The sequence below is a fragment of the Moorena sp. SIO3E8 genome, from assembly GCF_010692445.1.
Classification (GTDB): Bacteria; Cyanobacteriota; Cyanobacteriia; order Cyanobacteriales; family Coleofasciculaceae; genus Moorena; species Moorena bouillonii.
Window position 1 is genome coordinate 12,408 of record NZ_JAAHHM010000035.1, and the last position, 19,698, is coordinate 32,105.

Sequence of the window (19,698 nt, forward strand, 5' to 3'; positions counted from 1 at the left end):
TAATAATCCTCAATAAATTGTGATAATTTTTATGCCCTGTTCCCTACTCCCTACTCCCTACTCCCTACTCCCTACTCCCTACTCCCTACTCCCTACTCCCTACTCCCTACTCCCTACTCCCTACTCCCTACTCCCTGTTCCCTTTGCTAAATAACAATTAAGAATTGATTAATGCGATCGCATCGACTAAAATCCGATGTTCTTGGACTTGAATCCGCTTATGGAGGGTTTCTGGGGTATCATCGGGTAGCACAGGAACAGCTGCCTGGAAAAGGATGGGACCACTGTCAACATCTAGACTGACCACGTGAACCGTACACCCTGTAATTTTTACCCCAGCCTCAAGGGCTTGTTCCACCGCCCGAACGCCTTTGAAACTAGGTAATAAGCTGGGATGGATATTGAGAATCCGATTAGGGAAAGCGTCTAAGAGTACCTGTGTTACCACTCGCATCCAACCAGCCATCACCACCCACTCCACCTCATACTGTCGTAAAGTTTCGACAATTTGTTGATCGAAATCTTTCCGTTTTTTGGTGTGCCGGTGATTATGTAGGACTGCTGGAATGCCGTATTTTTCAGCTCTAGCTAACGCTTTAATACCTGGATTATTGTAAATGAGCACGCTGATTTGGGCATTGAGTTGGCCGTTAGCGATCGCACTAGCTATCGCTTCAAAGTTACTGCCACTTCCGGAAGCCATCACTCCCAGTTTCAGAGGGGAAGTAGTCGGTAAGGAGTCTACGGTCTGTGGTCGAGAAATGGTAGGGGAAATCAAACTGGGACTGGACTCTGGAGAAGTTAGATTGGCAGTCATATCGGTAAATGCGATCGCACAGTCATAAGCATGACCATTAACATATCAATTTTATAGGAATGTTGAGATAAATGAGTTTCTGTAACCTTTCCACACCTCTGTTACTTGTAACTGTAGGCTGTCAGTAGCCGTGAGCCAAACATGCACCGGCACGCCTAATTAATTGCATACAAAGCTTAATTTCCGAGTCAGGGCAAACCCATCTTATTTTAAAATGCCTACTCGATATGAAACTCATACGATAAGTAATTTTGCTTATGAATTTTCTAATTTTGTCTGAGTAAGGCTTTTATAATTTAGATGGGTTTGCCCTGATTTGCGAGTATAAATTCCTATTAGCTTGTGGGACTCAAAACTTGTGCTAAGACCAGATTTAAGCATTATCCTGACTCTGCCAGCCGAAACCTAATAAAAATCGAAATTTATCATGAATATGCGGATTTTGAATGATATGATCGCGGTGAAATTAAGAGTAGGATAAAAGGCGATATGATGAGGCAAGCACCTGTTTCTCCTGTGGTGCTAGTTATCTTAGACGGTTGGGGTTACCGCGAAGTAACTGATGCCAATGGGATAGCCCTAGCAGAAACCCCTGTAATGGACAGCCTCTGGGCGGCCTATCCGAGTACATTAATTCGCACCTCTGGAAAGGACGTGGGACTCCCAGAGGGTCAAATGGGCAATTCGGAAGTGGGGCACTTGAATATAGGTGCTGGGCGTGTGGTGCCTCAAGAACTTGTGCGCATCTCTGATGCGGTGGAAAATGGCACTTTAAACGATAACCAAGCTATTGTGCAAGCATGCCGAGAGGTTAAATCTCGGGGTGGGAAGATGCACATCGTGGGTTTGTGTTCTGAGGGTGGGGTACACTCCCATCTCAATCACCTCCTAGGATTGCTAGCGCTAGCCAAAGCCCAAAATCTATCTGAAGTTTATATCCACGCGATTACCGATGGTCGTGATACTAAACCGACCGACGGCATTGAAGCAATTCAAAAAATTCAAGATTATATTGATCAAGTTGGCATTGGATGCATAGCCACCATTAGTGGTCGCTACTACGCCATGGATCGAGACCGACGCTGGGAAAGGATTTCAAAAGCCTATGAAGTCATGACTCAGGATGGTCCTGGAAATGCTATCTCAGCAGTACAATTCCTCAAGGAGTCTTATGAGTCAGAGATTACTGACGAATTTATCTTGCCCACACGGCTTACTCCTGGAGCTGTGACAGCAGGAGATGGAGTAATTTTCTTTAACTTCCGTCCAGACAGAGCCAGACAGCTGACCCAAGCCTTCGTGGATCCTAACTTTGATGGCTTTGAGCGGGAACAGATCAAACCCCTAACCTTTGCCACCTTTACCCAGTATGACCCCAGTTTTCCGGTATTGGTCGCCTTTGAACCTCAGAACTTGACTAATATTCTGGGGGAAGTTATATCCCAGCATGGGTTGCGCCAATTCCGAACTGCGGAAACAGAAAAATACGCCCACGTCACTTACTTTTTTAATGGTGGTCTAGAAGTTCCCTTCGAGGGTGAAGACCGGAAATTGGTGCAAAGTCCGATGGTACCAACCTATGATAAAGCACCAGCCATGTCAGCTAAGGAAGTGACCGATGAAGTGATCGCAGCGATCGAAAAACGCATTTACTCCCTGGTAGTGATTAACTATGCCAACACTGATATGGTGGGCCATACTGGCAATGTGGAAGCCTGCATAAAAGCAGTGGAAACCGTAGACCGTTGCCTAGGACGCTTAATTGATAGGATAATTAAAGTTGGTGGCACTACCCTCATTACTGCTGACCACGGCAACGCCGAGACTATGCGCGATGAGACAGGTAATCCTTGGACAGCTCACACGACAAACCCAGTACCCTTTATCCTAGTAGAAGGGGAAAAATTAAAAATCCCTGGACATGGTACAGAAGTTGCATTGCGCTGTGATGGATGTCTGGCAGATATTGCCCCGACCATCTTGGAAATTTTGCAACTTCCCCAGCCAAAAGAAATGACTGGGCGTTCTATGATCCAACCCGCTAAGTTGGAAGTCCGTAATAATCGGACACCCGTGCGAGTTTCTCTATAACACAGGAAGTTGAGAACCCCTTGGTTTTAACCGAGGGAGAGTTCAAAACTTCTCAATGCCGTAATATTGTCAAAAGAATGGTTAATCAAATCCTGCAAATTATTTGGGTTTTATCTGGCTTGGGTCTGATTATTTTGGTTTTGCTCCATAGTCCCAAGGGAGATGGCCTTGGCGGTATCGGTGGTCAAGCTCAGCTGTTTACCAGCACCAAGAGTGCTGAAAAAGCCCTGAACCGGGTGACCTGGATCTTGGCGATTACCTTTATGAGCTTGACAGTGATTTTAAGTGCAGGTTGGTTAAACCAGTAGACCAGTGGATAAGTAGTATTAAACCTTGGGGAGTAGGTGGGTTGACACTCCTCGCTCTAAAGAGACGGGGATTCTTACTTCAACGAGGTTACTTGCTCAACCAGGCCGGAGCCAAGAAGAGTAGAGGTATCCTCTCCGTAAGCGTTCGGATCGTCGTTCGCGTAGCGTGACCTACGGTCAATCCAAGTTCCGGTATGCCCTACCGTACTTAAGGCTCTTTTGAGGATATTGATTGCAGCATTGTGGTCTCGATCCAACTGACAACCACACTTACAGACGTGAGTTCGAGTTGATAGTGACTTCTTGACCTCTTCGCCGCATTCAGAACAATTTTGGCTAGTGTAAGCAGGGTTTACTGCAACAGTTATCCTGCCGAACTTAGTTCCAAAATGCTCTAACCATTTCCTAAATTGATACCAACCTGCATCATTAATAGACTTAGCAAGACAGTGGTTTTTAGCCAAGTTCTTAACCCTCAAGTCTTCGTAGGCGATCAAGTCGTTAGACTGAATTACGCAGCGCGCCAGTCTCTTGGCGTGCTCTTCACGTTGCCTGCTTATTTTAAGGTGTGTCCTGCCTAGTCTGTTAATGGCTTTTCGACGGTTAGTAGAGCCTTTCTGTTTTCGGGATACCCGGCGTTGATAAAATTTTAACCGTTTCTCTCCCGTTCGGTAAAATCTAGGATTAGGTTCAGCATGACCGTCAGAATCCGTATAGAAATCCTTTAGTCCAACATCTAACCCGATTGTGTTTCCAGTCGGTTCCAGCTCTTCATTAATATCAACCTGAACGCAAAACTGCACATAGTAACCATCAGCCCGACGGACTATCCTAACCCGCTTGATTTGCTTCTTATCGAAGCGCCACAAATCCCATGTACCCTTGAGTTTAAGTTTCCCGATTCCCTTTTTGTCACTGAATATGATCGACTTTTTATCAGGGGATAACTTCCAACCTGACTGTTTATACTCGACCGAACGGCAATGTTTTTGAAATCGGGGAAATCCTTTTTTACCGGGTACCTTCTTTTTGCAGTTGTCAAAGAAGCGAGCGATTGATGACCATGCTCGTTCAGCACTAGACTGACGGGCAGTAGAGTTCAACTCATTAGCAAAAGGGAACTTTTTAGCAAGAACGGCACTATATTTGTTGAGGTCGTATTTTGAGACCCCTTTGTTGTCCATCCAGTAACGCAAACAACTGTTACGGATGAATTGAACCGTTCTGATCCCCTCGTCTATAGCAGAATATTGATGTTTTTTGCCGTATGCTTTGAACTCTAATATGATCATCAGTTTCGACCTATAACTGCTGATATTTTATTCTACAATATTCATCATAAAATTCTGGAACTTCCCAAGATATTTTTCTCATGGCGACTAAAGTCGCTGTTCGCTTTCATCCCCGCTCTAAAGAGACGGGGTTTTCAGGGTTTAGATTTTTATAAAAACAATCAGAAGCTATGGATAGCCCTGTTTCTAGGGGGTGTCACTTGTCTGTTAGTTATGTTGATTCAGTCCAGCACCGCAGCCGGTTTATACCTAAAGTTTAACCAATTAACAGAAGCCTCCTCTGCTATCGTAGCTTCGATGCCAGTCACCTCACCTGCCCTACCAGCTCCTAAGCCTCACCCTCTACCAAATCCCCTTGCCCAGTGGCAAGACCCTACCGGCAGCGGTGATTATTTTGCTGAAATCAAGGGCACTCCCTTAGGTTATCTGATCTGGTCTCAGTTTCCCGTCAAGGTTTATGTGCAACAGCCCCAACCACCGCCTGTGGTTGATGCTAACCATCAGCGCTTCCAACAATGGGTTGATGCGGTGCTAAAGGCGGTGGCAGAATGGGGGGTTTATTTACCCCTAGAACTAGTTGATCAGGAGGAATTAGCAGATATATCGATTTTGCGATCGCATCCTCCTCTAAAAGTTTCCTTGAATCGTGAGACTGGAACCTTTGATTGGTCTCGCGCTCGCTCAGCCGTTACTAGCTATGAATTTTACCTAGGGCAATCCATCAGGGCACCAGAGCAAATAGTAAATAATATATTATTGCATAAGTTTACCATACTTCTCTCTCCTCAGCAATCCATTGACTACACCCTTGCCACTGCCCGTCACGAACTGGGTCATGCACTAGGTATTTGGGGTCATTCTCCTTTAGAAACTGATGCGCTATACTTTTCCCAAGTTCGCAATCCCCCGAAAATTTCTGCTAGAGACATCAATACCCTCAAACGGATATACGAACAGCCAACTCGCTTGGGATGGCCTTTGGTGAAGGTAAAAGCTAAAAGCTAAAAGCTAAAAGGCTTGTATCCATAGGACTTATGCCCCTGAAGCCAATACTAATAGGTTTTTACTAATAGGTTTTTACTAATAGTAAAAAGCGAACTGTGGAGCACAGAACTTCAGGTGCGACCCGTGGCGAATTTAATTCTTAATGGTAAGAGCGCACCTCACATTTACAGAGGTTCTACACGGAAAGGGTGCATAAGTCCTGATCCAAATGAGAGTGCAAAGAGATCCTTATGACATCCTACTTTCGGCCAGTATTGGGCAAGCTCGAAGCTAGTGGCTGTGAGCTTCAGTCGGTAGGAATACTTACCACTGTGCCAATAGCTAGAGCGATTGTCTGGTTTTAAGGGATTACACTATACTAATAAGTCTTTAAGAAATGGCACAATAGTAGTTCGAATACTATGCTATAACACTCAGTTATGGGTATGACGTTTTCATAGCCATCGGCATCTGAGTTAGTTACTTAGCTTTACCAGAGTGCTCGTACCAAGTTGCAGCTTAAATCGTAACGAGAGGAAATAAGGACTTGGGAATTTTCACCATTGTCCGATAAGTAAATTGCACTTGAAAAACGCAACTTGGTCTTAGCTTTCAGCCCACTTGTCTGATTCATTAGTATCGGACATTTTTGTGGGTAAGATTTTTATTTTCGGTCGTCAGGTGTACATTTACTATTCGGCAAAATACCGTAACCCTAAACTAATAGCCTGAATGTGTCAATCTAGCATCATGCAGACTACCGAAAAAACTCAACCGAAACTTCTCAACCTCAAAAAACGCCTAAGTGAAATTAACGACTTAGAAGCAGCCGCATCTTTGTTGTACTGGGATCAAGCCACCTATATGCCTCCCGGTGGTGCAGCTGCTAGGGGACGTCAGCTGGCTACTCTACAAAAAATTGCCCATAGTAAATTTACTGACCCAGCCATGGGCGAACTCCTGGAAGGGTTACGCCCCTATGAAGAAACTCTACCTTACTTTTCTGACGAAGCTAGCTTAATCCGCTGCACTAGAAAAAATTACCACAGAGCCGTGCAGGTGCCAGCGGAATTTATGGGAGAATTCTCTGAACATCGGACAGAAACGTACAGTGTTTGGGTAAAGGCAAGAGCTACCAACGACTTTGCAGCGGTGCGCCCTTACTTAGAAAAAACCCTTGACCTCAGCCGTCAAATGGCTTATTTTTTCCCTGGTTACGAACATATCGCTGACCCGTTAATTGACTTTGCTGACTATGGGATGAAAGTCTCTATTTTGCGGACGCTTTTTTCTCAGTTGCGAGAGGAATTAGTGCCAATTGTGGAGGCTATTACTGCCCAAAGTCCCACGGATGACAACTGTTTACACCAAAGATATCCTGAAGAGCAACAGTTAGATTTGACTCTCAAGGTCATGAAGCAAATGGGATATGACTTTGAGCGGGGAAGGCAAGACCAAACCCATCACCCATTTATGATCAACTTCTCTACCGGTGATGTGCGCATTACGACCCGTGTTGATGAAGATGACCTGAGTCAAGCTCTATTTAGCAGCATCCACGAAATGGGTCATGGTCTTTATGAGCAAGGAATTAGACGAGATTTGGAAGGCACTCCTCTTGCCTGTGGGACATCTTCGGGTGTCCACGAGAGCCAGTCCCGACTTTGGGAAAATATAGTTGGGCGTAGTCGGGGCTTCTGGAAATTTTTCTATCCCCAAGTACAATCGTACTTCCCCTCTCAACTGGGTAATGTTTCCCTCAATGCCTTTTATCAGGCCATCAACAAGGTGCAGCGGTCTGTAATCCGCATGGATGCTGATGAAGTGACTTACAATCTCCACGTCATGATCCGCTTTGACTTAGAACTGATGATGCTTGAGGGTAGGCTACAGGTGAGGGATTTACCGGAAGCCTGGAATGAACGCTATCGTGAAGATTTAGGGGTTGTTCCCGAGAATGACAGTGACGGGGTGTTGCAAGATGTTCACTGGTACACTGGTCAGATTGGGGGAATGTTCCAATGCTACACCTTGGGTAACTTGATGAGCGCCCAGTTTTTTGAAGCTGCAGTAACGGAACAACCTGAAATTATACCAAAAATTGAGCAAGGAAACTTTAGTACGCTCCATAATTGGTTGAAGGACAACATTTACCAACACGGTTGCAAATACACAGCAGCTGAATTGATTAAGAGCGTCACTGGTACTGCTTTACGCATCGATCCATTCATCAGCTACATCCGGCAGAAGTATGGGCAGCTTTACATGCTTTAATATTTGTTTGTGCCAAAATAGTTGTTTTGCGAGAACGTTGTCCATATATCTAAAAGAATATCTATTCCTGATCTGTAGTGCGCGGGAATCACTATTCTTTAGAGGAATTTTTTATAGGGTTGTTGGTTTAAATATAGTTGACTTGTATTTGGGGAGTTTCAATGCTCAACCTAATTCAGGATGTTCTCGAAAGTGACGAAAAGAGCGATCTACGTCACTTTACCAGCCAGAATTTCGTTGCGCAGAACCCAGGTACTTACTGCGCAACGAAATTCTGGCTGCTTTTAATGAATACTGCACTAACCACAAAAAATCTGAATACTTTTATCATTCTTATCATTTAGGGAAGCTGATTTATTACACCCAGGAAATTATTCTGGAAGATGAAAGTCTATGCCTAATTATCCGACCAAAAATTGCGGCTAAAAGAGCTTTCCGTCTGTTTGAAGACTTAAGGGCGCAAGAGGTTACACCAGAGGAACTGCTGAATATACGCGATCGCTTTGTCAATCGCTACAACCCCAAGGTCGGGGAGGTTCTCCAGCTGGATTTTCAGCCGTTTTATGACTACAGCCCAGTCATTCGCGATCCCAAGAATATTGGTAAGGGAGTCCGCTTCCTAAACCGCTATCTCTCCAGTAAACTGTTTCAAGACCCTGAGCACTGGTTGGAGTCGTTGTACGGTTTCTTGAAAGTGCGTCATTTCCAAGGAAACCAGCTGCTGATTAACGAGCGCATTCACAATCACCAGCAACTGTCAGAACAGGTGAAGTTGGCCTTGGAATTTGTAAGCGATCGCCCAGACAGCGAATCCTATGATAAATTCCGCTTTAAGCTGCAAGAGATGGGTTTTGAAGCAGGCTGGGGAAACACGGCTAGTCGGGTGCGGGAAACCTTGGCAATGCTGGATGAATTGATTGATGAACCGGATGATGGGGCATTGGAACAGTTTCTCTCCCGCATCCCAATGATTTTCCGGATTGTCCTGGTATCGGTTCACGGCTGGTTTGGACAAGAAGGGGTATTAGGACGTCCAGATACAGGGGGTCAAGTGGTATATGTCCTTGACCAAGCTAAGAGTTTAGAAAAGCAGTTGCAAGAAAACCTGACTCTGGCGGGATTAAACATTCAGCCTAAGGTGATCATTCTCACCCGCTTAATCCCCAACAATGATGGAACTCGGTGTAATGAACGGTTAGAGAAAGTTAACGGTACAGAAAATGCCTGGATTTTACGGGTACCGTTTCGAGAGTTCAATCCCAAAGTTACCGAGGATTGGATTTCTCGGTTTGAGATTTGGCCGTATCTAGAAACCTACGCCATCGATGCCGAAAAGGAACTGCTAGGAGAATTCCAAGGTCGTCCCGACCTGATTGTAGGAAACTATTCCGATGGTAATCTAGTAGCGTTCCTGCTGGCGCGACGGTTGAAAGTTACCCAGTGCAATATTGCCCATGCCCTAGAAAAGTCCAAATACCTATTTAGTAACCTGTACTGGCAAGACTCAGAACAGCAATACCACTTCTCCCTGCAATTTACTGCTGATTTAATTGCCATGAATGCGGCTAATTTTATTATCAGCAGTACCTATCAGGAAATTGTGGGTACTGCTGATAGTGTCGGTCAGTATGAGTCTTACCAGAACTTCACCATGCCAGACCTGTATCATGTGATTAATGGCATTGAGTTATTCTCTGCGAAGTTTAATGTAGTGCCACCGGGAGTAAATGAAACTGTCTTCTTCCCCTACACCCGCACTCAAGGGCGAGTAGCTAGTGATATTAAGCGGTTGGATGAATTGCTGTTTACCCTAGACGACGAGGCCCAGGTGTTTGGCAAACTGGATTATCCTAACAAGCGCCCGATTTTTTCCATGGCTCGTCTTGACCGCATTAAGAACCTGACTGGGTTAGCGGAATGCTTTGGTAAGAGTCGAAAGTTGCAGGAACACTGTAACTTGATTTTAATTGCGGGTAACTTGCGCACTGAAGACTCCAGCGACAGCGAAGAAAAGGCAGAAATTGTCAAGCTTTACCAGATTATTGAGGAGTATAATCTCTACGGCAAGATCCGCTGGTTAGGGGTGCGCTTATCAAAGAGTGACTGTGGTGAAGTCTATCGGGTGATTGCTGACCGTCATGGTATTTTTGTGCAGCCAGCCCTGTTTGAAGCCTTTGGTCTAACAATTTTGGAATCGATGATTTCTGGTTTACCAACCTTTGGTACCCAATTTGGTGGACCGTTGGAGATTATTCAGGACAAGGTCAATGGTATCCTGATTAACCCTACTAACCAGGAGGAAATGGCTCAGAAAATCCAGGATTTTGTGACTAAGTGCGAGGAAAATCCCCAGTACTGGGAGGAAATTTCCAATCAGGGCATAGAACGAGTCTACAGCACCTATACTTGGAAAATCCACACTACGCGCTTGCTATCCTTAGCAGGGATTTACGGCTTCTGGAACTATACGTCTAAGGCAAACCAGGAGGATATGCTGCGTTATCTAGAAGCGTTGTTCCATCTGATTTATAAGCCTCGGGCTAAAAAGCTTTTGGAGGAGCATATGAGTCAGATTACTTAGGTTTTATAGCAATTCTCATAGTCATGAGCGACATTGCTTATCCTTTTAAGGCAGAAGGCAGAAGGCAGAAGGCAGCAAGGCAAGAAGCTCTTAAGGCAATAAGTGCCAATCAAAAGTGTACCTCATAGCTATGAGAAACGCTATATAGCTATGGTTGGAAGAGAGTCAAGCAGAATTTAGTTACGATTAACCTGAGTTCGACGTAAGAAAATCAGCTACAAACACCAACTCACCTGAGTTACAGAGTTTTGTTCTGTCGGAGCAATTCTCAATAATCAATGATTATTGAGAAATCCTTGTCGTTAACTACTTCCCATGATTGTAAATTTTTATTACTTTAAATTAAATAATATTAACATTATCTTCTTTTTTTGCACCAAACCTCTGATAATAAATAATTATTTTTCAGAGAGAAACAGAGCATGGAAATTGAAAAATTGTTTTGTGAAATAGACGACTTTTGTTTAGTCTTTGAAGAAAGCTTCAAGTCGAAGCTAATTGCACATCAAACAAAAAAAAGAATCCGAAAAAGTAAACTGTGTTTGAGTGAAATCATGAATATTATTGTTGATTTTAATCGTTAAATTTATCGAATTCTCAAGGCTTATTATCACCATTTACTTCAATTTTACCAACAAAACTTTCCTCGATTAGTTAGTTGCAATCGATTTGTTGAGTTAATTTATCAGACTTTGATGCCTTTAATTTTTTAGCTAAATTATCGTACAGTACCAGTGACAGGAAGAACGTTTTATCGACAGTATACCCATACCAATTTGCCATCCCAAAAGAGCCAAAATAAATAAGGGATTTACTGGTTTAGCGGCCTGGGGCAAAAGTTCTATGGGTTGGTTTTTTTGCTTTAAACTTCATTTAATAATTAAGGGATTTACTAGTTTAGCGGCCTGGGGCAAAAGTTCTATGGGTTGGTTTTTTTGCTTTAAACTTCACTGTACCTGTGCCAGATTTAACCCAGAATATCTGGGGTTATCTGGAGATCAAGGTTATATCAAAAAAGAATTATGGTCAGAAGTCTGGAACAAAAACATCAAACTCATTACACCTCTCAAAAAGAATATGAATAATAAATTAATGCTTTCCTGGAAACAAATAATGCTCAGAAAAAGATCTTTAATTGAGACAGTTAATGACCAGTTAAAAAATATTTCACAAAGCGATGCATCAAGACATTGAACATTATCGTCATCCTAGCATTATTAATTTTCTGGTCAATGTCGTCGCTGGTTTAATTGCTTATTATTTTCAACCCAAAAAGCCTTCGTTAAATTTGACAAAAGAGGGTCTAAAATACAAAAATTACTAGTTTCATTAACTTGTAAATTCTTTTTTTATTTAGTTAAATTTATCAAGACAGTATTTTTTGTCTCACGGGGTGACAACAAATATCAAACCTAGATAGGTGTTAGATTTTAGGTTTTAGGTTTTGGGTAAAATGAGCGCATCGGAGTCATTTGTATTTGCCAGCAATTGAAGCAAATTTTACCAATTAAACTTCTTCTATAGTTTTATTAAATCCATCCCGCTTGACAATCTTCCCTAAAACCTAACCCCTAAAACCTAACCCCTGTAAGATTTTCAATTAGCTTGTCACCCCCTGAGATTTTTTGGACTAGTATTTTTTGACCTTTTGATGTCAATAAACGCAGATTATTGACACAAGCTTTACTCTGATTGATTTTCAGATTTATCCCTTATATCGAACTCAGGTATATATAGCTAGGGTTGGACGAGAGTCAAGCAGATTTTAGTTACGATTAGGGTTGACAAGTATTTTTTTTTGTGATAGTTTTTTAATCGTGCTTAGTATAGGGCGCTATCAACGCTCAAAAAATAAGCACACCGAAGTATAGTTAAAACAGTAAAAAACTGTTGTAAGGGAGCAAGTAAGCGTTGAAAAACGCTATCTACCAAGGAGCTTGAAACTTGGAAAATATCAGATGTTCAGACCTTGACGAGAAGTTTTCCAATCTGGTAGAGTTGTTGCGCTTGAGAGCCCTAACTCAGCCTGCTAAAATCGCTTATACCTTCCTAGAAAAAGGGGAAGAAGAAACTGATCGTATCACCTATGAGGTATTAGACAAACGCTCAAGGGCGATCGCCAGCCAGTTGCAGTCTCTGGGGGCAACGGGGGAACGAGCTTTGCTAGTCTATCCACCAGGTATAGACTTCATTGCTGCCTTCTTTGGGTGCTTGTACGCTGGCGTAATTGCAGTGCCCGCTTATCCACCACCCCGACGCAGTCACAATCTCTCTAGGTTATTAGCGATCGCATCAGATGCAGAGGCTCGGTTTGCCCTAACTACCACATCTCTTATGACCGAGTTAACCAGTCGCTTTGCCCAGCATCCAGCTCTGGGGAGGCTGCACCTGCTTGCTACCAATACATGCGTACGCGACCAAGGGTTGGACTGGTCTGAACCAACCCTAGACAGCAGTAGCCTGGCCTTTCTCCAGTACACCTCCGGTTCTACCGGGACACCGAAAGGAGTAATGGTAAGTCACGGTAATCTGCTACACAATGAGCGGATGGTTAAGCAAGCCTTCGGACATAGCGAACAAACCATTTTTGTTGGTTGGCTGCCTCTATTCCATGATATGGGGCTAATTGGCAACGTGCTTCAGCCCTTATATTTGGGGATCCCCTGTATTCTCCTCTCACCCCTGGCATTTCTGCAGACGCCTATACGTTGGTTAAAAGCGATTTCCCGATACAAAGCTACCACTAGTGGTGGCCCTAATTTTGCTTACGATCTGTGCATTCGCAAGGTGAAGCCAGAGCAGTTGGCTACTCTAGATCTGAGCAGCTGGGATGTGGCTTTTACAGGAGCGGAACCAGTCCGTGCCGAGACCCTAGAGCAGTTTGCTGCTAAATTTGGCCCCTGTGGCTTCCGAAAAGAGGCGTTTTACCCCTGCTATGGCATGGCAGAAGCGACGTTATTTGTGTCTGGGGGGTTGAAAACAGAGCAACCAGTTATCTGTTCGCTTGATGGGAAAGCATTAGAGCAAAATAAAGTAATACCCGTCTGTAGCGAGGTTACAGGTCTCCGTAAGGTTGTAGGTTGTGGCCAGTCATGGTTAGACCAAAAAATTGCCATCGTTGACCCTGAATCCTTAAAGCTATGCGCTGATAACCAAGTAGGAGAAATTTGGGTGTCCGGTGCCAGTGTAGCTGGTGGCTATTGGCAGAAACCAAAGGAAACAAAACAGACGTTTCATGGCTACATAGCAGATACAGGAAAAGGTCCATTTATGCGGACTGGAGACCTAGGATTTGTAAACAATGGAGAACTATTTGTTACAGGTCGCCTCAAGGATGTTATTATCATTCGCGGTCGCAATCATTATCCCCAAGATATTGAACTGACGGTGGAGCGGAGTCATCTTGCTTTACGACCAGCTTCAGGAGCAGCTTTTGTAATGGAGGTCAACGGTGAACAGCGACTAGTCATTGTTCAGGAAGTAGAGCGGACTTACCTACGAAAGTTAGACACACAGGAGGTAGTCAGACATATTCGTCGGGCAGTAGCATCTGACCACGAACTGCAGGTTCATGATGTAGCACTGTTAAAACCTGGGAGTATCCCTAAGACTTCCAGTGGCAAGATTCAGCGTCATCGTTGTCGAGCTAATTTTCTCAGTCAACAACTCACCGCTAAGTCCTTCAGACTATAGCGGGAGCTTGTAAAAAGCTCATAGTTGACCAGACTAAGCTCTAAGCGAGCTACGTTATCTAGCTCATGACACCTACAAATGCGTGCCAGTTTGTAGCAACTGTCGTACAGCTTTAAACAGGTGTAGCGAGTTAAGCCAGTGAGCTGTACCGAACAAAGCTAGATAACATTGTCGTTCGCGCAAGCGTGTGCTTTGCACAGGCAAACTTTACCCACATTGTGGAGTGTTCAAAGTAATGCGAGTTTTCGTTCTAGATCAAAATAAGAAACCACTGGATCCATGCCACCCGGCACGAGCAAGAGAGCTATTGAACATGGGAAGGGCTAAAGTATTTAAACGGTACCCATTTACAATTGTATTAAAAGACAGGATTTTAGAAAAATCTGTCACTCATTCACATCGTTTAAAGATAGACCCTGGTAGTAAAACAAGCGGGATGGCTATTGTTCAAGAAGAAACAGGACGTGTCACAAGCGCCTTAGAAATATCTCACAGGGGACAACAGATTAAGAATTCTCTAGACTCTCGCAGGGCATTAAGGAGAGGTAGACGCAACCGTAAGACTCGATATCGCAAACCTCGTTTTTTGAACAGAACTGGTAGACAAGGATGGTTACCCCCATCTCTTGAAAGCCGAATTAACAATATTGAGACTTGGGTGAAACGAATTAGAAAAGTCTGTCCGATTAGCGCTATTTCTCAAGAGTTAGTCAGGTTTGATTTGCAGCAAATGCCAAACCCTGAAATTAGCGAGGTTGAATATCAACGCGGTGAGTTATTCGGCTTTGAGGTCAAGGAATACTTGCTTGCCAAATGGGGAAGAAAATGTGTCTACTGCAACGCTGAAAACACCCCATTGGAAATAGAACACATTGTCCCCAAATCAAAAGGAGGTTCTAACAGAGTAAGCAATATCACCTTAGCTTGTAGACCTTGTAATCAGAAAAAAGGTAACAAATATGTAGAAGATTTTTTAAGTAAAAAGCCTGAACTATTGAAGAAAATTAAGGGGAAAACCAAGACTTCACTTAAAGACGCGACTGCGGTTAATACTACCCGATGGGAATTGTATAGAAGACTTCAAGAAACCGGGTTACCTGTAGAAGTAGGTTCTGGGGGACTGACCAAATTTAACCGTAAGGTCAGAATGATTGAAAAACACCATTGGACTGATGCTTCTTGTGTTGGGAAATCAACACCTGAGCGGCTACTTATCAGGGGAATAAAACCGCTGTTAATTGCAGCTAAAGGACACGGAACTAGGCAGCGTTGTCGTCCTAACAAATATGGGTTTCCGAAAGCTCACGCTCCAAAAGCTAAGTTTTTTCAGGGTTTTCAAACAGGTGATATTGTTAAAGCTGATGTCATCAAAGGTAAGTTTGCTGGTCAATATGTCGGACGTATTGCAATTCGCTTTAGACCTAGCTTTACCCTTCAACTACCAACTCAAAAATTTGACGTACATCCCAAATACTTGAAAACTATTCACAAGGCTGACGGCTATGAATATCAATCTTGAAAATAAGGATACCCTATCGGGTAGTTTACTTGTTGGCGGCAATTCCCCTCCCGCTAACCCGTGCCGGGTATAACGGGAGTCCCCTTGCCGCATCTCAGATGGAACTTTGGATGTATTAAATTCAGCAGAATCTGAGAAAGACCTATGTCGATGCATTTAGATCCCACAACACCAGTAGAATCAATGGCGGATTCCACGCAGAAACCGAAGCCAAAAATAACGATTAAGAGTGATGGGATTGGGGTTGGCAATTGTTATTGCTTCTCAGTATTAACTTAGCTTACTGTTAAATCCGCACTAGTGAATTGGCTGACTTGGTCTGGGAGGTTAAAGTTCCAACAACAGGAATGATAGAAGCTAAGGCTATCTCCCAAAATTGAACATTTGATGTCAATTGTAGCAATAATTATCGAGGATTTTTAAACAATGGAAAATCAAAATCTAGAAGTTGCCGAGATGCCAATAATAGATTCAGTAAGTAATACTTCAGTAAGTAGCACTGACAATGGTCACATAGCTCCTCCTCAAGAACCTATAACTGCAGCAACAATTCAAGCTTGGTTAGTATCCTATCTGGCTGAAATGTTAGAAATCGAACCCGATGAGGTGGATATTACCTTAGACTTTAATGACTATGGTTTGGATTCAAGTGCAGCTGTTGGAATCACGGGGGACTTAGAGGAATGGTTAAAGCAGGAACTCGCTCCTACCCTTCTTTACGATTACCCAAGTGTTGAATCTCTGGCGCAGCATTTAGCCAATGAACTCAAAGGAGAGGCTTAAATGGGATTAAATCTTCCCATTGATTCAGTTTCACTATAAACATCATCAAAGTTGTTAATTGCACTCACCGGGAAAAAAAAGTGATAAAAACTGTATCAAATCAAACCAGAAATAGTCAAGCTTCCAACCTGGAGGACAAAAATAATCAGAAGCATTTGACATTGATTGAAAGAACCTTTAATAATAATGTTAAGTCTGACTATACCGAGAAAATAGAGGAGCTAGGTAAAAACTTTAACTATCAGGTTAATCGCGATTTTTATTGGAGTGACCCAGAACTTTCGGTGCTCTACGGTACACCCATTTACCAAGCTGCCTCACCTTCGCAAAAAATTGCGCTCAATCATCTGTTCTGGGTTGCCATGTACAATGGTGTAGCTGCTAACGAAGCAGCAACTATCCTTTACAACCAAGTCACAAGGGGCGTTTTTGTAAAAGTTGGTGGCTACGAAACCCTATGCCGGGAATTGGAAACCGAAACCAACCAAGAACATTACCACGTTAAAACCTTTCAAAAAGTTGGTTACAAGACTAAGCAGGCGCTGCTGGGCAAAGCCCTATTAAAAAATTCGTTTCAGAGTAAATGGTACAAATCGCAGAAACAGAGGAGACTCAGAGGAAATATTGTCAACTTACTACCGAAGAAGTTGCTCTTGTCCCTTGACTGGGATAAGACCTGGCGCTGGACAGTTGAAAAAATGCTTCCTGGGCAAAAAAACTACCGTTCGCAGTATTTGGAAGAACTAGTGCAGAGAAATGAGCCAATTCCTGGGCATGCAGAGGGGATAATAGGACGATTAGCTCCTCGGCAGATGCAGCCGTTTTTTGCCTACAACTGGGGAAGTTCGCCGTTCTTTTCTTGCCAATACTATACCATGCGCTATATTGCTAATGCAAATCTCAAAAATAAGGAATATTCCTATTTCAAGTATTTTAAGGACTTGCACAAGGGATCTGAGTTCATTCCCACCCCCACAGCTATTTCCCACTTCCATTTGTTAGATGAATCGTTTCATACCACCATTTCCCAGACCATTGCTCGCGACTTATACAAAGACTTTTCCCCGCCAACGGCCTATGAAAAATTTGTGGCCAATATGGCGATCTACATGATGCAGCATAATGTTTTGAGCGGAATTTCTTGTATATTCCCCAGTGAGTGCGTAACAGATGAGCCGCTGTTTATGTTGTTGTGCTATAAAATACTGCGATCGCCGATATTCGGGATGTCTTCGGACGAAGCACTCAATAGTATGCAACAAAGTTTGTGTCAAGAAAATGAGGGATTTCACGTTACCCTCAAGTACCACCAACGGTTACTGTCTGATCTTCGGCGCTTTTTTAATGACATTGACTACCTCTGGCCAGTCAATCGAGAAATGCGCCTGATGGACTCAGCAGCTAACATTGACCGGGCTATCCAAGCAAATATAAAAAGCTTTAAACAATTTGCTAAGTCCGTAGCCTAAACTACTCGATTTTTTCCGTTAGATACCATCATCATTTTCTGGGGCAGTGGATAGTACGCCACGGTCAAACTTAGAATATTTTCAGATGGAATTTAGTTGTAATAGTTAGTATACATTCTGGATAAAAAAATAATGGCACAACAGTTGCAAACAGCCGAATTAAACCAAAAAAAAACGCTCTCACGGGGCAATAAAACATTAACCGCAATTGAAAAAACATGTCGCAGTAACTTAGAATCAAACTATACAGAAAAAATAGAAGAACTCGAGAAAAGCTTTAACTACCATAAAAATAGCGATCACTATTGGAGCGAACCGGAACAATCCATATTATATGGCACCCCCCTGTATGAAGTTGCTTCTCCCTCTCAAAAAATAGCACTCAATCACCTGAATTGGTTTTTGGCATACCATAATATTGCTGCTGGGGAAACTGAGGTCATTACTTATAATCAAGTTACTGAGAGTGTTTTTGCTGCCATTGGCGGTTACGAAACTATATCCCAGGAGTTGGATCTCGAAACTGAACAGGAGCGTTCTCACATTCACGCCTTTCACAAAATCGGATTTTTAACAACTAGAACGTTACTAGGGAAAGATGCCTTTAAAGCTCCCCTCAAAGGGAAATCGTACAAATTGAGAAAAAGGGGCTTAGCTAATGGTTCAAAGTCTTCAGATTCACAACATTTATACTTGAGTCTGAAAAATTTGCCCTGGTCAGAGTACCGAGATAAAACCTTGGGTTTCATCGCTAAAGGGATGTTGAGCAGTTCAAAACAATACTATTCTCAGTATTTGAGGGAATTAGAGCAGAAAAGCCCATCAATACCAGGGTCTGCTGGGGGATTTTGGGGACTAGGATTAGCACCAGACTCTCGCTTACGGTTCTTGACCTTCAACTGGGGAGGTTCCCCTTTTATGGCGTGCCAATACTATGCCTTGCGCTACATTGCGAATATGGCAGTCAAAAATGTAGAACTCACTATCTATAAATATTTCCAAAAATTGCAAAAAAAAGGTGAATTTATCCCAAGTCCAACAGCCATTTCCTACTATCATTTGTTGGATGAAGCGTTTCACACCACAACGTCCCTTTTTCTTGGTAGAAACTTGTACAAAGAATTATCAAAACCAACGGCCTACGAAAAACTTGTCGCTAATTGGACAATCTATTTAATTCAGAAAAATTTCCATAATGGAATTTCTGGTGCATCACCAGTATTGATGTCTAAAGATAACTTTTCTACGATTGATTTTGTTTATAAGGTCCTGAAATCACCTGTGTTTGGTATGTCCCAAAGAGAAGCGCTTGATTGGATGCAGCAGTGTTTCTGTCAGGAACACGAGGGATTTCATGTGGCTCTTAAAAACTACCAAAATCTCTTATCAAATAGTCGGCGTTTTTGTGAAGAGATTGATTACCTTTGGCCTGTCAACCGCGAAATGGGATTGATGGCAGCTGCTGGCTCAATTGACAAAGCCCTGCAAGCTAATCGTCAAACCTTGGATCAGTTTTCTAGATTGGTGACTAATTCGGTGGAGTAAGAGACATGGGAAACATACTATAGCGTTTCTAGGACTCATGAGGTACAGTCTTCTTTGACGTTGATTCCCTGTTAGGTGCGCTTGACCTATTAAGAATTAAATTCGCCACGGGTCGCACCTCTTAATGCAGCGCATCGCTATTCCCTCTTATCTCTTCCCTGTTCCCTGTTCCCTGTTCCCTGTTCCCTGTTCCCTAAACTCTAGAAATTGTGTACCTCAAAAGTCGTATAATTGCTATATAATTCTCCTAGATACCAACAACCAAACCTTAATCATCTGATCTTAGTGCACCCTATTCCATCCTTGTTGAGTGGGCAGGGAGGAATGCCCGGAGCACTTTGA

Annotated in this window: 14 protein-coding genes and 1 pseudogene; 13 read left to right on the forward strand and 2 right to left on the reverse strand. The window is 43.1% G+C overall.

Features of this window, described 5'->3' with window-relative positions:
* Window positions 1–19 precede the first annotated feature (19 nt).
* Window positions 20–154 (forward strand): hypothetical protein, encoded by a 135-nt coding sequence (locus F6K46_RS17010; RefSeq protein ID WP_293058862.1) that lies wholly within the window; start codon window positions 20–22, stop codon window positions 152–154.
* 3 nt (window positions 155–157) lie between these two features.
* Here F6K46_RS17010 and purN read toward each other — a convergent pair whose 3' ends face one another.
* Window positions 158–817 carry a phosphoribosylglycinamide formyltransferase gene (gene purN / locus F6K46_RS17015; protein ID WP_293058859.1) on the reverse strand — a complete coding sequence of 220 codons (660 nt, stop codon included), beginning with the start codon at window positions 815–817 and terminating at the stop codon, window positions 158–160.
* 492 nt (window positions 818–1,309) lie between these two features.
* On the opposite strand from purN, the gene gpmI reads away from it, so the two are divergent.
* A complete protein-coding gene (gene gpmI, locus F6K46_RS17020; protein ID WP_293058903.1) occupies window positions 1,310–2,908 on the forward strand; it encodes a 2,3-bisphosphoglycerate-independent phosphoglycerate mutase in 1,599 nt (532 codons plus the stop codon).
* Between the two features lie 77 nt (window positions 2,909–2,985).
* On the forward strand, window positions 2,986–3,216 hold the full coding sequence (gene secG, locus F6K46_RS17025) for a preprotein translocase subunit SecG (protein WP_008191847.1): 231 nt from the start codon (window positions 2,986–2,988) through the stop codon (window positions 3,214–3,216).
* A gap of 74 nt (window positions 3,217–3,290) precedes the next feature.
* Here secG and F6K46_RS17030 read toward each other — a convergent pair whose 3' ends face one another.
* Window positions 3,291–4,508 (reverse strand): transposase, encoded by a 1,218-nt coding sequence (locus F6K46_RS17030; protein WP_293058854.1) that lies wholly within the window; start codon window positions 4,506–4,508, stop codon window positions 3,291–3,293.
* Between the two features lie 213 nt (window positions 4,509–4,721).
* On the opposite strand from F6K46_RS17030, the gene F6K46_RS17035 reads away from it, so the two are divergent.
* From F6K46_RS17035 to F6K46_RS17080, 10 genes and pseudogenes are all read left to right on the forward strand, one after another.
* Entirely contained in the window at window positions 4,722–5,513 is a 792-nt protein-coding gene (locus F6K46_RS17035) for a peptidase (RefSeq protein WP_293058851.1), read from the forward strand.
* Window positions 5,514–6,242: 729 nt separating this feature from the next.
* Window positions 6,243–7,766 carry a carboxypeptidase M32 gene (locus tag F6K46_RS17040; RefSeq protein WP_293058848.1) on the forward strand — a complete coding sequence of 508 codons (1,524 nt, stop codon included), beginning with the start codon at window positions 6,243–6,245 and terminating at the stop codon, window positions 7,764–7,766.
* 161 nt (window positions 7,767–7,927) lie between these two features.
* Window positions 7,928–10,347 (forward strand): annotated as a pseudogene (locus tag F6K46_RS17045) (sucrose synthase).
* Window positions 10,348–11,100: 753 nt separating this feature from the next.
* Window positions 11,101–11,541 carry a transposase gene (locus tag F6K46_RS17050; RefSeq protein WP_269087132.1) on the forward strand — a complete coding sequence of 147 codons (441 nt, stop codon included), beginning with the start codon at window positions 11,101–11,103 and terminating at the stop codon, window positions 11,539–11,541.
* Window positions 11,542–12,291: 750 nt separating this feature from the next.
* Complete coding sequence (locus F6K46_RS17055; protein ID WP_293058844.1) at window positions 12,292–14,040, forward strand: fatty acyl-AMP ligase; 1,749 nt, start codon at window positions 12,292–12,294, stop codon at window positions 14,038–14,040.
* Between the two features lie 235 nt (window positions 14,041–14,275).
* The gene (iscB, locus tag F6K46_RS17060; RefSeq protein ID WP_293058841.1) at window positions 14,276–15,559 is read left to right on the forward strand and encodes an RNA-guided endonuclease IscB; all 1,284 of its coding nucleotides are present in this window, start codon (window positions 14,276–14,278) and stop codon (window positions 15,557–15,559) included.
* 426 nt (window positions 15,560–15,985) lie between these two features.
* Window positions 15,986–16,342 (forward strand): acyl carrier protein, encoded by a 357-nt coding sequence (locus tag F6K46_RS17065; RefSeq protein ID WP_293058839.1) that lies wholly within the window; start codon window positions 15,986–15,988, stop codon window positions 16,340–16,342.
* Between the two features lie 80 nt (window positions 16,343–16,422).
* Window positions 16,423–17,811, forward strand: a complete 1,389-nt coding sequence (locus F6K46_RS17070) for a hypothetical protein (protein WP_293058836.1) — start codon at window positions 16,423–16,425, stop codon at window positions 17,809–17,811.
* Window positions 17,812–17,943: 132 nt separating this feature from the next.
* Complete coding sequence (locus tag F6K46_RS17075; protein WP_293058833.1) at window positions 17,944–19,356, forward strand: hypothetical protein; 1,413 nt, start codon at window positions 17,944–17,946, stop codon at window positions 19,354–19,356.
* A gap of 124 nt (window positions 19,357–19,480) precedes the next feature.
* Window positions 19,481–19,636, forward strand: coding sequence for a hypothetical protein (locus tag F6K46_RS17080; protein ID WP_293058830.1), 156 nt, complete (start codon window positions 19,481–19,483; stop codon window positions 19,634–19,636).
* Window positions 19,637–19,698 lie beyond the last annotated feature (62 nt).

Coding starts and splice junctions, on each gene's coding strand:
- F6K46_RS17030 (WP_293058854.1), bottom strand. CDS start 4,508: ATGATCATATTAGAGTTCAAAGCATACGGCAAAAAACATCAATATTCT.
- F6K46_RS17040 (WP_293058848.1), top strand. CDS start 6,243: ATGCAGACTACCGAAAAAACTCAACCGAAACTTCTCAACCTCAAAAAA.
- F6K46_RS17075 (WP_293058833.1), top strand. CDS start 17,944: ATGGCACAACAGTTGCAAACAGCCGAATTAAACCAAAAAAAAACGCTC.
- F6K46_RS17065 (WP_293058839.1), top strand. CDS start 15,986: ATGGAAAATCAAAATCTAGAAGTTGCCGAGATGCCAATAATAGATTCA.
- iscB (WP_293058841.1), top strand. CDS start 14,276: ATGCGAGTTTTCGTTCTAGATCAAAATAAGAAACCACTGGATCCATGC.
- F6K46_RS17080 (WP_293058830.1), top strand. CDS start 19,481: ATGCAGCGCATCGCTATTCCCTCTTATCTCTTCCCTGTTCCCTGTTCC.
- F6K46_RS17035 (WP_293058851.1), top strand. CDS start 4,722: ATGTTGATTCAGTCCAGCACCGCAGCCGGTTTATACCTAAAGTTTAAC.
- purN (WP_293058859.1), bottom strand. CDS start 817: ATGACTGCCAATCTAACTTCTCCAGAGTCCAGTCCCAGTTTGATTTCC.
- secG (WP_008191847.1), top strand. CDS start 2,986: ATGGTTAATCAAATCCTGCAAATTATTTGGGTTTTATCTGGCTTGGGT.
- gpmI (WP_293058903.1), top strand. CDS start 1,310: ATGAGGCAAGCACCTGTTTCTCCTGTGGTGCTAGTTATCTTAGACGGT.